Consider the following 13,029-nt stretch of genomic DNA (forward strand, 5'->3'; position numbering starts at 1 on the left):
TTCTATCGATAGCCAAGTGATAACTGGTTAAAAAGCTGAGTTTTTTAAACTGCCATATTCAAAAGCCACTGTATTCACAGTGGAAAGTGCTGGAACATTCTAGCTGGCTTCAGAGTTTATGATCTAGACCTCAAGCCTTGGGATAATGCAGTTTGATTTCGTCAAGGACGCAAACGTGAAGAAAATCACTCAGCGAATGAGTAGCAAGATCGTCAAACCAACAAGGAGTTAATATGTCAGAGATGGTTTTTTGTCGCGGGTGCGGTAAAGAAATTCACAAAACAGCTGTGTCTTGCCCTCATTGCGGTGCGGTGTATGGTGCGAGCAAGAGCCGGATCACGGCGGCCCTACTCGCTTTCTTCCTTGGTGGGCTTGGCATTCACAAGTTTTACCTTGGTAAGGCCCTGCAGGGTTTTCTCTACCTGATCTTCTGCTGGACGTTTATCCCGGCCGTTATCGCCTTCATCGAGTTCATCATGTACATCTGCATGTCTGATGAGAAGTTTGCCGAGAAGTACGCCAAGGCGTAGCCGGTAACCACCAAAAGATAAGCCCACCAAATCGGTGGGCTTTTTGCTTCTGGATTTAAAGGTCTTCAGAAACCGCAGCGCCCTGTCTTTTCCTTACCTGCTCCTCATAATCAGGGGTGGTATAAATCAACATGGCTACCGGCCCGAGTGTCTCGTGCTTCATAACTTTGATAATGACGGTGTCGTCATCAAATCGCATGTAGGCGGCCGCTCCAGGCGTTGTATCTACCGCGTTCCACTCGGCTTGCTCTGACATTGACGATACCGGTCCGTACTTATCCTTAAGGCCGTTAGCCACACCCATCACGCTATTAAAGTCGATTAGGATGCCAATTCTTTTGAATTTGTTATCAACGAAATAGGCAAACGCGACTGTCTTTTTATTGCCAAATTTCATGTCGTTGCATTGCCATGACTCCGGCTCTTCCTCTTTGAACGAACAGATCTTTGCCTGCTTCACCTCTGCCTTCGACATGTTGAACTTGAGATCCTTGTAGCCATCAACAGCCCATGCACCCATAGACAAAGATAATGCAATGGCAGCAGCCATCAAACGAACCATACCCACCCCCGCAATAAAGGTCTCAGTTAAAACCTAAACACTATCACCTTGCTGATACAACAGACAGCACGGTTTGTGGCAGATGCTCTGCAGATCACGTATTTACCTAGCCGCCAATTCTGACTCGAAATGACTCTACTGGCGGAGGCCCATCCCACCAGCACGGTAGGATTTTTCACACCCGCAAATATGCGCTTGACGCATTTGCGTGCAGCGCATATCTTTATCCCAGTTACACCAGTAAACGGGATGAACCATGTCGAACCAACAACGCAAAATCGTCTACATCGCAGGGCCAATGTCTGGCCTGCCGGAATACAACCGCCCTGCCTTCAACACCGAAGCGCTCCACCAGCAGCAAAAAGGCCACGTCGTACTCAACCCGGCAACCCTGCCGGACGGCCTCACCCAGCAGCAATACATGCAACTCTGCTGCCCCATGGTGATGATGGCCGATGAGGTGATCATGCTGCCTGCCTGGATTAACTCCCAAGGCGCCACCGCCGAATTCAACCTCGCCATGAAGTGCGGCAAGGTCATCCGCCAGGCCGAAGATGGCTTTGCCTGGTATCCCACCACTGAAGGAGAAGCAGCATGAAGCACGTCATGTTGGATCTGGAAACTATGGGCAATGGCCCGCGTGCGGCCATTGTCAGCATAGGGGCCGTGTTCTTTGACCCGCTGACCGGCGAGTTGGGCGCAGAGTTCGAGGCTGCCATCGATCTGCGCAGCAGCGCCAAGTCCGGGGAGATCGACCCCGATACCGTGCTGTGGTGGTTGGGTCAAGGAGAGGAAGCAAGAGCAGGCCTCATCAAGGGGGAGCAGTTCCAGCTGCCCGATGCCCTCTGCAACTTTTACCGCTGGATCGTCGCCTGCTGCCCTGATCGTGATGTGCAGATGTGGGGCAATGGAGCGGGTTTTGACAATGTGATCCTGCGCAGTGCCTATGTGGCGTGCGGCCTCATCGTGCCTTGGAAACACTGGAACGACCGTGATGTGCGCACCATCGTTGACCTCGGTCGTACCCTGCTCGGCTTCAACCCCAAGAAGGAGATGCCCTTCGAGGGAGTTCGCCATTGCGCCCTGGACGATGCCAAGCACCAAGCCCGCTACGTCAGCGCCATCATTCAGCAGTTGGCGGGCAAGCCCACTCAGGAAAGGAGCACAGCATGAACGCCGACATCATCGCGCTGTTTGCCGAGCATGGTCCCATGACCGTCAGCGAGGCCATGACGAAAGGGCTGGGCCAGATCTGCTGCACCTGCAACAACTACAACGCCCGCTACCACCTCAACCAGTTGCTGAATGCAGGCCAGCTCGCCAGACGCAGTGCGCGCCGTCAGGTGCGGGGCAGCATCGGCTGCTACCCACGCCAAGCCAACGTCGTCATCTATCAGGTGAAACCCCAATGAACCACTACGCCCAAGCGCTGACCGAACTGCAGACCCAGCCTGACCACGAGCTCAAGCAGATAGGCGACCAATGGCAAACCCCAAAGGCGCTGGCCTGGGGCCTGTTCCACCAGTTCGCCCCCACCCTGGGGCCGGTGGTGCTCGACATGTTCGCCGACGACTGCAACCACCTGGTGCCGCACTACTACGATGCCGAAGACAACGCCCTCACCCAGGAGCTAGCCGCCGACCTGCGCCGCCTCGGTGGAGCAGCTTACGCCAACCCGCCCTACTCGCGCCCCTGCACGGATAGCGAGGGGAACCCCATCACCGGGATGGAGGCCATCCTCAACTACTGCCGCGAGCAACGGGCGCTGGGCGCCAAGATCATGTTGCTCATCAAGGCCGCCACCAGCGAAACCTGGTGGCCGGAAGATGCCGACTTCATCCAGTTCATCAGCGGGCGCATCGGCTTTGAGGTACCGAGCTGGTACGTGCCCCGCGACCCGAAGAAGGACAAGCCCAGCTCCAGCGGCTTTGCCTCAGCCGTGGTGATCTTCGACGCCGGCTGGCAGGGCGAACGCCGCCCCGAGGCACGCCTGCGCCGTGACGATCTCATCACCACCGGCACCATCATCCTCGACATGATCCACCGGCAAGCGGTGGAGCTCACCCTGGCCGCCGATCACGTTATCCGTAACGCCGACCCCAAGCTGACCCCCGTGGTCACCCAGAAGCAACCCGCCGAAACAGAACCGGCCGCGGGGGAACCACCAGCAGCCGACGATAACGAGGCCAGCGCCGCTGCGGCGGCCGAACTGGGCTATGCCGATGCCAGCAGCATCATGGCCAAGCAAATTGAATGCGTTGATCTCGGCGAAGAGCAACAGGATACGGTCAGGGGTTATGTGCAAGGCTGGCTGGACGAGCCTTATCCACTCTCCGAGATCTTCTATCGGCTCGATCTGGCCGTCGCCAACCTGCTGGCCGGCGAGCCTATCCATCAGGGCTTTGTCGCAGAAGAGAGTCGTTCCCCCACCCTGCCCCACTGGCAACGCCACCCCGCAGTGAAGGGGGTTATCTACCAGATCGACGATGCGGACATCCTGACCCCGGCCAGGACCGCCGAGCTGGCCGCCTGGATCATCGACAACCTGACGGCCCCAGGCGATCTGCTGGAACTGGCCACCGCCAAGGCCGCCGAGCTGTTGGTGCAGAGTGTCGAAGCCACCAGCCCAGAGCCAAACCATGCAGAGCGGCAGCTCGAGCTGCTGGATGCCCACCACCCAACCGAGGAAGCCAGCACCAAGCTGCTCGAGGAATGGGCCTTCGACTACCAGAACAACGAGCTCAATTTGGGCGGCGCCGAGTGGTCGTGCTTTGTCGCCGTGCTGACCGTGCTCTACGGCGCCAAGGAGCACTACACCGCCCGGGAGGTAGCGATCGCCATCTCGGTCAGCGACGAGCAGCTCATGGACGAATACACCACTTTGGACGAGGAAACCAAGGCGCTGTTGCGCAAGGCTGTCTCCAATCTGAAGCAGGTTGAGGGATACAACTTCACAGAGGCCTTCACCATGCTCGACCTGCACCGCCAGGAGGCCGTCATCGCCTTTATGAACGCCCTGCATAACGAGCCGACCCTCAGCCCCGTCACGCAAAAGAGTGTGATGATCAACGCCATTAATCGAGTGAATGAGGTGGCAGCATGAGCAACACACTTCGCCGCTCCCGCGCTGTCAGGGCCAAGGTCAAAGGGGCCCCGCTCAACCTGGACTCTGCCATCAACGTGGACCTGTTCGCCGGCGGCGGTGGCGCCAGCACGGGGATCGAACGCGGTCTGGGGCGCCCGGTTCACATCGCCATCAACCACAACCCCAAGGCACTCTCCATGCACCAGGCAAACCACCCAGAAGCCCTGCACCTGCCGGAGGATATCTGGGCCGTGGACCCTGTTGCGGTACTGGCGGGGCGCTCGATCGGCTGGCTGCATGCAAGCCCGGATTGCACCCACCACTCACAGGCCGCCGGCGGTCAGCCGCGCAAGCAGGAGATCCGCAGCCTAGCCTGGGTGATCGCAAAGTGGTTGGCGCTGGGCAAACCTGCCGTGCTCTCCATGGAGAACGTCAAGCAGATGCGCACATGGGGGCCCCTTGTCGCCAAGCGGGACAAGGCAACCGGCCGGGTGATCAAGCTGGTCGAAGTTCAGCGCGGCAAGAAGACCAAGATCGAACAGCATATCGCCGAACCCGGGGAGCGGGTGCCACGCCAGCAGCAATACCTGGTGCCGGATCCCAAGCGGGCAGGCCAGACCTGGCGCCGCTTTCTGGCCAGCATCGAACGCATGGGATATGTGGTGGATCATGCAGTCAAGAATGCAGCCGATTACGGAGCGGCCACCAGCCGCCAGCGCCTCTACCTCGTTGCCCGCCGGGACGGGGAGTCAGTTTGCTGGCCCGCTCCGACCCATTGCAAGGCACCAGCACCAGGGAGCGGACTCATGCCGTATCGGGTAACGGCGGATCACATCGACTGGTCGATCCCCACCCCCAGCATTTTCCTCACCAAGGAAGAAGCCCGGGCACAGGGGCTCAACATCAAACGCCCGCTGGCCGATGCCACCCTGGAGCGTGTGGCTATCGGGGTGATCCGCGAGGTGCTGACCAATCCCAAGCCCTTCATCATCGAGCTGGCAAACTGGTCAGGGCGCGGTGTCGATTCGGTTGATGCCCCGCTGCGCACTATTACCGGCTGGCCCAAGGGGGGTGCGTTCGCCGTCTGCAACCCGAGCCTGGCCCCTCTGGTGGTACGCCACTTCGGTAAAGGAGGTGAGCACGGGGTGGATGAACCTGCTGCGGCCATCATGGCCGGCGGCGGTGGCAAGTCCATGCTGGCGGCCCCTTTGATGGTGCAGGCCAATGGCGGATTCAACACCGTGCCAGCCAGATCCGTGGCTGACCCATGCAGCACCATCACATCGAGCGGCAGCCAGCAGCAACTGACCTCCGCATTCATGGTGCATCTGCGCAAGAACCTGCCGCCGAGCACTCCGGAAAGCCAGCTCCCCACCATCGTTTCAGCGGGCCAGCACCACGCCCTGGTGCAGACCGTAATGGCGAGCCCGGGTGAGTTCGGCCTGACCCCGGAGCAAGAGGCCGGGGCCCTGCGGGTCAGTGCCTTCCTGATGCGCTACTACTCGAGCGGCGGGCAGTGGGGATCCGTCACCGACCCGATGCACACAATCACCACCAAAGACAGGCTGGCACTGGTGACCGTGACATGGTGCGGCAACACCTGGGTGATCGTGGATATCGGCCTGCGCATGCTGGTACCGAAGGAGCTCTATGGCTGCCAGGGCATGCCTCGTCACTACATCCATGACCGTGGCCACGACGGCACCCCACTCTCCATCACCGATCAGGTGCTGATGGTGGGCAACAGCGTCAGCCCGCCGCCGATGGCGGCCATTGCCAGAGCCAACAATCCGTACAAGCACCTGCAGGCCAGGAGGGCAGCATGACCAAGCACACTGATGACTACGCTATTGAACGATTCACCATAGCGATGAAGGAGAAACTGGCTGATGCACGGGCCAAAGGCCGGGGTGGTTGGGATGACCCGGCCTCCTGCTCAGTCGAACACCTTGCCGAGCTATTGATCGGACACATTGGCAAGGGGAACCCAGGCAATTTTGAGGACATTGCCAACCTGGCGATGATGCTCCACCAGCGAGGGGCAGACCCTGCCGTGCTGGCTGGCAAGCTGCCGAAGCCTGCCCTTCCCCGGCTCAGCAATGAAGAGCACGCAGCCCTGGCAAGCTTCAAACAGTGTTGCGAGGATGGCCAGGGTTATGACGTAGACAAGGAAATGATGATCAAGTTGGCCCGCAAGGGGGCGCTGCATCATCGCTCTGCTGGTTATTACGAGGTAACTGAGACTGGAAGCGCCATGCTCGAGGCAGCTATCAAGGGTGAAGGTAGGGCAGCATGAGCATCGTGCAGGACGTTGCCGAGTGGGTGCATGCCAGACCGGAAGGTGCCATCAGCGCCGACGTGGCTGCAGCATTCTCCCTCAGCACCACCCGGGCCAGCATGGTCATTGGTTCGATTCAACGAGAGCCACGCTTCAGCACCAGGTTCGAATACGCCCAGGGTATGGATGCGGCAGGCAGAGCAATAACGGTACGACGGATATACGTGGACACTGTTGCGCCAAGTCAGTGGGAGTGCCAGCCCGTGCTGGGGACCTACTGCCGCGATAACCGAACTGTCCGGTTTGACAGCATCCGCCAGGCGTCGCTTGTCGGCGGGTTCATCGGGGATTGCATCCGCCGCTGCTTGCGTGGCGAGCAGAAACATCACCGCGGCTACCGATGGGTGGCCGCCGCAACAGAGCAGAATAGCTAGGAGGACACCATGGGTAAAAGGATCGGGCAATTTGAAGTCGATGGCGGCAGGTTTAGAGACGCGGATTACGAACTGATGCGCGCCATCCAGAAGGACATGGTGGTGCTGGACATTCAGCACAACCTCTACCGCGACAAGGCCACCTACACCGCCGAGCATCCGACATTTGATGTGATCGAGCTTGGCGAGGCGGCACCGACTTACCAGGTGCTGGTTGACCTGGATGACAACGACAACAAGACCGTCGAGTTCAAACGGGTGGACATATGAGCAGAGGCATCAACAAGGTCATCCTGATCGGCAACCTTGGTCAGGATCCGGAAGTACGCTACATGCCAGGCGGGAACGCTGTCACCAGCATCACCTTGGCCACCTCCGAGACCTGGCGCGACAAGCAGACAGGGGAGCAGAAGGAGCGCACGGAGTGGCACCGGGTGGTGTTCATGGGAAAGCTGGCCGAGGTAGCCGGGCAGCACCTGAAGAAGGGGGCGCAGGTCTATGTGGAAGGGAAGCTGCAGACCCGCAAGTGACGGGATCAGAGCGGCCAGGAACGCTACACGACCGAGGTCCTGGTCGACAGCTTCACCGGGGTACTGCAGATGCTTGGCGGCAAGCCGCAGCAAGGCAGTTCGCAGAAGGCTCAGTCCCAGCCACCAGCCAGGCCTGCCGCCACCCCATCTGCGGGCCAGCAAAGCAACGAGCCGCCATTTGATTACGATGACGACCTGCCGTTCTAGGATTCACCGGAGGATTTATGTTAGAGCCCATTGAGAAAATTGAGCAGAAAGAACTGATGGTGATGCTGGGAAAAGGTCGAACCGCGCTTTACCACTTGCGCAATAAAGACGCGACCTTTCCCAAGCCTATCGACCATCAGCCGCTACGCTGGATCAAGTCACACATCATGGCCTGGATTGATAGCCACAACAGGACCCAGACCCACTCCTAACTCACGCTGGAGGACTGACCACCACAGCTCATACGCTGCGCGTTGATCCTCCAGCCAGTCATGTTTGTTGTAGACAGCCATCACGCCAAGCAGGGTGTGCCCCAGCATCACTTCGGTGATATGGGGTGCCACCCCCATTTCCGATAAACGTGTCGACAAGGTCCGCCGAGCATCGTGGATCCGCCAATGGGGGATCCCCAAGTTGCTGCGCAACCGGCTCACCAGTCGGTTGCACGAGTGGATCTCCAGCGGCCCATTCCCCTCCCCTTGCCCAGGGAACAGATAGACCGGGTCCACCGACGCCATCGCCGCTCGTTCGAACAGCTGCTGACCCACTGAAGTGATAGGGCGGCGGATAGGCCTGCCGGTCTTGCTGATCTCCGCCGGCACAGTCCAGACCATGGACTCGAAATCCAGATCCTGGCGCTTGAGCGTTCTGGCCTCAGACAGCCGGCACCCATAGACCAGACACAGCAGATGAATCACCTTGTTGCCGGTGCCTGCCCGGCTGGCCTCAATGGCACGCCAGATATTGGCAACCTCAGCAACCGTCAACACACGACTGCCTGTTTTGGGCATAGCTCCCACATCGCGGGCACGCAGGCTCATCATGCAGGGAGGTTGGATTGAGCCACGGCGGATATGCCAATTGAAGCAGGCCTTGAGTGCAGTGATCACAGAACGAGTGACCCCCGGGGCCCGCTCACTGATGGCATCGAAATAGCTCAACCACATGTCCATGGTGATCTGGTTTAGCGGCCGATCAGGCAAGCGGTTCTTCACCGACGCGAATGTGTAGCGGTAGTTCTTCTGGGTACCTTCACGGCACTCCCGCATCACGTACTTCTCGAACCACTCGTCGAACAGGGCGGCGGGCGTGGGCTCTTCGCTGGTGTCGACATTTTGCCTGGGGCCGGCTTTGAGTTCCGCCGCTTTAACCCTGGCATCCCGAAGCGTCACAACTGGGTAGCGACCGATAGACGTCCTGGTCTGTTTGCCATCACGCATGTGGCGCACCTGGAAAGTGATCAACCCCTTGGGTGACACCCTGACACCCAGGCCATCGCCGTCAGTGACTTCGCTCTGACCCGTGTATGGTTTACCATTGATGCCTCGCAGCCAGCTGTCTGAAATTGCCATCGCTCACCCAATAAAATTTTGTACTAATAAAATATCATATTTTGTACTTAAAGCTGTACTAAAGAGCGAGTGAACGACACTAGACAGCTGTGAACAACAAATGAATTATGAGTGCTCAGGCAAGACTGAACACATCTAAAAAAGCCATAAAATCAAGCTACTGGGCGAAAAACAAAGAACGCATGAGCACATCAAAGAACCAAGTTACACAGCCAACATTCTACTTCCACGACTACGAGACCTTCGGCATCAGTCCGGCCAAAGACAGGCCGTCGCAGTTTGCGGGCATTCGCACCGACGCGGATTTCAACGTCATCGGCGAGCCGCTGGTGATTTACTGCAAGCCGCCGGCGGATTACCTGCCGGAGCCGGAAGCCTGCCTCATCACCGGCATCACGCCGCAAAAGGCGATGAAGGACGGGCTGTGCGAGGCGGACTTCATCCGCCAGATCCACGCAGAGTTCGCCACCCCGGGCACCTGCGTGCTCGGCTACAACAGCATCCGCTTCGATGACGAAGTGACCCGCTACACCCTCTATCGCAACTTCTATGACCCCTATGCCTACGCCTGGCAGAACGGCAACTCCCGCTGGGACATCCTCGACATGCTGAGGGCCTGCTACGCCCTGCGCCCGCAGGGGATAGAGTGGGCGTTTGACGACGAGGGCAAGCCGAGCTTCAGGCTGGAGAAGCTCACCGTGGCCAATGGCGTGGCCCACGCCAACGCCCACGATGCGCTCTCGGATGTGCTGGCCACCATCGAGATGGCCAGGCTGGTGAAAAATGCCCAGCCCAAGCTCTTCGAGTACCTCTTTGATCTTCGCAACAAGAACAAGGTGAAGGCCCTCATCGACGTGGTGACCATGAAACCCCTGGTGCACGTCTCCGGCATGTTCTCCCCCTGGCAGGGGTGCGCAAGCTGGGTGTCGCCGCTCGCCTGGCACCCCACCAACCAGAACGCGGTGATCATGGTGGATCTGACCCGTGACCCGACTCCGCTCATCGAGCTCTCCTGCGAGGAGATCCGCGAGCGCCTCTACACCAAAAAAGAGGAGCTGGGGGATCTGGCCGGCATTCCGGTCAAACTGGTGCACATCAACAAGTGCCCGGTGCTGGCCCCGGCCGCCACCCTGACGCCGGAGCGGGCGGACGAGCTGGGCATCAATCGGGCTCAGTGCCGCAAGAGCCTGGATCTGCTGCGGGCCCACCCCGAGGTGCGGGAAAAACTGGTGGAGGTGTTCAACCAGGAGTTTGCCGGCAGCACCGACGGCGACCCCGACACCCAGCTCTACGCCGGCTTCTTCGGCCACGGCGACAAGTCCACCATGGACCTGGTGCGCGCCACTCCGGCGGATCTGCTGGGGGAGCGGGAGTTTGCCTTCACGGATCCCCGTCTGCCCGAGATGCTGTTCCGTTACCGCGCCCGCAACTGGCCCCACACCTTGAGCGAAGCGGAGCAGAAGCGCTGGCGCCTGCATTGCAGTGACTACTTCAGCCGCCGCCTGCCGGATTATGTGCCGCGCCTGGAAGCCCTGGCGGAACAGAACCAGGGGAACGAACGGAACTTTGCGATTCTAAAGAGTCTCTATCACTACCTTGAAAATCTGTGAGATGTGAGCCGTTTCACAGTTAAAAACCGATGCGTTTCCCCGGCTCGCGACATAATGGGCAGGGAGCCCAAGCTCCTGATAGTGTGAATATTTAGATGCGCTGACGGCATGGATGCCGTGCTTTCGACTGTTGGGGAACTCTCGTTTTATGCGTTCAGCTCTGCCTGCTTTGACACTCGTCGCCTGTGCCCTGCTGCCCCAGGCCGCCCTCGCTGGCGCCCGGTTCGAGGTGCCAGACTACCTCTTGCGCCTGCCGGAGCAGACCTACCGGCTCATCGAGCGCAATTTCAGCACCCTCTACCAGCAGACCGACTTCACCCCGCAAATCACCAACAGCTATTTCAACCACTCGGATCTCTACCGCTTCGCCGGCATTCCCCTGGCCATCACGCCGCAAAACGGCTTCCAGATGGAGGTGTTCGGCCAGCTCTACAACAAGTCGTCCCAGATCTATGCCCAGATGAGCCAGGATCTCTCTCTCTATCGCACCCTGCGGGTGGACATGATGGGGGATCAGAGCGACGAGATCGCCATCGGCATGGGGCTCGGCATCCCCCTGACAACCCGCCTCACCGTCAAGGCGCTCGCCTCCAGCAACGAGATCCCGGGCTATGGCTCCGCCAATTACGCCATCGGGATGGAGTGGCACTTCTAGAGACCATTTCGCCACGCAAAAAGGCTCCCGAGGGAGCCTTTTTGCAGTGCAACGCCATCAGGGGTAGCGGATCACCGCCCCCTGCCACCCTTGCAGCACCAGGGTGCTCCCCAGGGGCGTCTCGTCCCAGAAGTCCGTGCCCCCCGGCGCCAACGGGAACTCACAGGCGTGCTCCCCCCAGTTGAACAGGCAGAGCAGCTCGCCGCCCCCGGGCAGCGCCACCCGCCCGCGCTCGAATGCCATCCCCTCGAAGCGGGCCGCCGGGGTGCGCGCGGCGCACAGGGCCAGCAGCTTGCCAAGGCGCGCCCCTTGCGCCTCGTCCAGATCCTGCAATCTGTCCCCCGCCAGTACCATGCCACCGCTCGCCACCAGGGCGGCCAGGTGAAAGTCGTACTCGACGCGGCTCCCGTGCTGGCCCGGAATATCCCGCAGGCAGACGCAGTCGGGGTCCAGCACCCAGAGCCGCTCGTGCTGCCAGGCGCGGCAGAAGGCTTCTCGCGCTATCTGGCGAAAACGGGGGCCCTGGCGCTCCACGTCATCGCTCACCCGCATGCCGTGCACCAGGCCGAGGCTCGGCCACAGCGGCGCATTGCAGCCGAGCAGGAAGGCCCCCTCCCCGGCGCCGCGCAGGATGGCGGCCATACCGCGCCGATAGGCCTCCACCCGGGTGGCGGCGGGGTCGTGGAAGCGACCACCGTGGATGGCCCCCCAGAAGTTGGCATCGAGCTTGAAGTAGTGAATGCCCCACTGGGTACGCAGGGTGCGAAATACCTGCTCCAGGTGCGTCTGCACCTCGGGGTGGGTGCCATCCAGCACGTACCAGGGGGTGCAGCGCCAGCCCCCGTAGGTGACCCGCTCCGAGGGGAGCGGCAGGCCATCCTCCCCTTTCACGAACCAGTCAGGGTGCTGCTGGAACACCCGGGAGCCGGGCTCGGCGATAAAGGGGGCGACCCAGAGCGCAGGCTCGCAACCGGCGGCGCGGATCTCCCCTGCCAGGGCCGCCACCCCCTCCTCGAACTTGGCGGAAGGGGTGAGCCAGTCCCCCATCCTGGCCTGATAGCCATCGTCTATCTGCACGTAGCGCAGGGCCGGAAAACGCTCGGCCCGCACCGCCAGGTTCTCGCGAATGTCCGCCGCGCTCACGTTCGCGTAGTAGTGATACCAGGAGCACCAGCCGCTCGGGCGCGTGGGCACCTCCCCCACCAGGGAGCCGTGCTCGGCGGCGATATGCTGCGCCAGCGTCGCGAGCAGGGCCTCCCTGTCCGACCCCTCCAGGCAGATCAGCGCCTCGCTCTGCCAGTGCGCACCCGGCGCCAGGGTGCGCCCTTCGGTGTTCATCACGATCTCGAGGCGCCCGTCGGGATGGAGGCGAAATTCCCCGCCAAAGCGCTGGCAGCTCGCAAAGGCCAGCAGCAGCCAGCCCCCCTCCTGCGCCACCAGCAGCAGGTTGTGCACCGTGTGGTAGCCATGGTCGGCGGTGATGCGATAGACAGACGCATCGGGGCAGCGGCCCAGGTGCTCGGGGGCGTTCCAGCGTCCCCCGGTCTGGGCCAGCATCTGGAACCCCTCCCCGTAGATGGCCGCGTCGGGCGCAAGTCCGAGATCCCCCTCAAACAGCCGCCAGTGGTGGACGGCCTCGGACTGCCTCCCGGTGTTGTCGAGCCTCACCCGGCAAAGCGGCCCCTCCCACTGGCGGGTTTGCAGCAGGGTGTCAGGGAGGGCGGGATCGGCGGGCAGTTGGCGCAACCGGGCCAGGAGAGAGGGGGTCGACATGGGAACTCCTTCT

At 60.7% G+C, this 13,029-nt stretch carries 14 protein-coding genes and 1 pseudogene; 12 read left to right on the forward strand and 3 right to left on the reverse strand.

Going from position 1 to position 13,029, the window contains the following annotated elements; all coding sequences use genetic code 11:
- The first annotated feature begins 233 nt into the window (after nucleotides 1-233).
- Entirely contained in the window at nucleotides 234-530 is a 297-nt protein-coding gene (locus H7R73_RS13885; protein ID WP_182951251.1) for a TM2 domain-containing protein, read from the forward strand.
- 55 nt (nucleotides 531-585) lie between these two features.
- Here the strand turns inward: H7R73_RS13885 and H7R73_RS13890 are convergent, their stop codons facing one another.
- Nucleotides 586-1,092: a hypothetical protein gene (locus H7R73_RS13890; RefSeq protein WP_182951255.1), complete on the reverse strand. Its 507-nt coding sequence runs from the start codon at nucleotides 1,090-1,092 to the stop codon at nucleotides 586-588.
- Nucleotides 1,093-1,348: 256 nt separating this feature from the next.
- Here H7R73_RS13890 and H7R73_RS13895 point away from each other — a divergent pair, with 256 nt between their 5' ends.
- From H7R73_RS13895 to ssb, 9 genes and pseudogenes are all read left to right on the forward strand, one after another.
- Complete coding sequence (locus H7R73_RS13895) at nucleotides 1,349-1,690, forward strand: DUF4406 domain-containing protein (RefSeq protein ID WP_182951258.1); 342 nt, start codon at nucleotides 1,349-1,351, stop codon at nucleotides 1,688-1,690.
- Nucleotides 1,687-2,265 carry a 3'-5' exonuclease gene (locus H7R73_RS13900; RefSeq protein ID WP_180911631.1) on the forward strand — a complete coding sequence of 193 codons (579 nt, stop codon included), beginning with the start codon at nucleotides 1,687-1,689 and terminating at the stop codon, nucleotides 2,263-2,265. Before H7R73_RS13895 ends, H7R73_RS13900 begins: the two co-directional genes overlap by 4 nt.
- The gene (locus tag H7R73_RS13905; protein WP_171275978.1) at nucleotides 2,262-2,504 is read left to right on the forward strand and encodes a helix-turn-helix transcriptional regulator; all 243 of its coding nucleotides are present in this window, start codon (nucleotides 2,262-2,264) and stop codon (nucleotides 2,502-2,504) included. The genes H7R73_RS13900 and H7R73_RS13905 overlap by 4 nt, the downstream gene beginning before the upstream one ends.
- The gene (locus H7R73_RS24200; RefSeq protein ID WP_232092694.1) at nucleotides 2,501-4,195 is read left to right on the forward strand and encodes a phage N-6-adenine-methyltransferase; all 1,695 of its coding nucleotides are present in this window, start codon (nucleotides 2,501-2,503) and stop codon (nucleotides 4,193-4,195) included. Before H7R73_RS13905 ends, H7R73_RS24200 begins: the two co-directional genes overlap by 4 nt.
- Complete coding sequence (locus H7R73_RS13915) at nucleotides 4,192-6,003, forward strand: DNA cytosine methyltransferase (RefSeq protein WP_182951261.1); 1,812 nt, start codon at nucleotides 4,192-4,194, stop codon at nucleotides 6,001-6,003. Before H7R73_RS24200 ends, H7R73_RS13915 begins: the two co-directional genes overlap by 4 nt.
- Nucleotides 6,000-6,473, forward strand: a complete 474-nt coding sequence (locus H7R73_RS13920; protein WP_182951263.1) for a hypothetical protein — start codon at nucleotides 6,000-6,002, stop codon at nucleotides 6,471-6,473. Before H7R73_RS13915 ends, H7R73_RS13920 begins: the two co-directional genes overlap by 4 nt.
- Nucleotides 6,470-6,889 (forward strand): hypothetical protein, encoded by a 420-nt coding sequence (locus tag H7R73_RS13925; RefSeq protein WP_182951265.1) that lies wholly within the window; start codon nucleotides 6,470-6,472, stop codon nucleotides 6,887-6,889. The genes H7R73_RS13920 and H7R73_RS13925 overlap by 4 nt, the downstream gene beginning before the upstream one ends.
- 9 nt (nucleotides 6,890-6,898) lie before the next feature.
- A complete protein-coding gene (locus tag H7R73_RS13930; RefSeq protein ID WP_182951267.1) occupies nucleotides 6,899-7,159 on the forward strand; it encodes a hypothetical protein in 261 nt (86 codons plus the stop codon).
- Nucleotides 7,156-7,626, forward strand: a pseudogene (ssb, locus tag H7R73_RS13935) (single-stranded DNA-binding protein). Before H7R73_RS13930 ends, ssb begins: the two are co-directional and overlap by 4 nt.
- Nucleotides 7,627-7,784: 158 nt before the next feature.
- Here ssb and H7R73_RS13940 read toward each other — a convergent pair.
- Complete coding sequence (locus H7R73_RS13940) at nucleotides 7,785-8,978, reverse strand: tyrosine-type recombinase/integrase (protein WP_182951268.1); 1,194 nt, start codon at nucleotides 8,976-8,978, stop codon at nucleotides 7,785-7,787.
- Between the two features lie 182 nt (nucleotides 8,979-9,160).
- Here H7R73_RS13940 and sbcB point away from each other — a divergent pair, with 182 nt between their 5' ends.
- Nucleotides 9,161-10,588 carry an exodeoxyribonuclease I gene (gene sbcB, locus H7R73_RS13945; protein WP_182951270.1) on the forward strand — a complete coding sequence of 476 codons (1,428 nt, stop codon included), beginning with the start codon at nucleotides 9,161-9,163 and terminating at the stop codon, nucleotides 10,586-10,588.
- Nucleotides 10,589-10,736: 148 nt separating this feature from the next.
- Nucleotides 10,737-11,243: a hypothetical protein gene (locus tag H7R73_RS13950; protein WP_039038881.1), complete on the forward strand. Its 507-nt coding sequence runs from the start codon at nucleotides 10,737-10,739 to the stop codon at nucleotides 11,241-11,243.
- Nucleotides 11,244-11,300: 57 nt separating this feature from the next.
- Here H7R73_RS13950 and H7R73_RS13955 read toward each other — a convergent pair whose 3' ends face one another.
- The gene (locus H7R73_RS13955; protein WP_103259993.1) at nucleotides 11,301-13,016 is read right to left on the reverse strand and encodes a glycoside hydrolase family 36 protein; all 1,716 of its coding nucleotides are present in this window, start codon (nucleotides 13,014-13,016) and stop codon (nucleotides 11,301-11,303) included.
- Nucleotides 13,017-13,029 lie beyond the last annotated feature (13 nt).

The organism is Aeromonas sp. WP2-W18-CRE-05 (assembly GCF_014168615.1).
In the GTDB taxonomy this organism is placed as follows: Bacteria; Pseudomonadota; Gammaproteobacteria; order Enterobacterales; family Aeromonadaceae; genus Aeromonas; species Aeromonas caviae.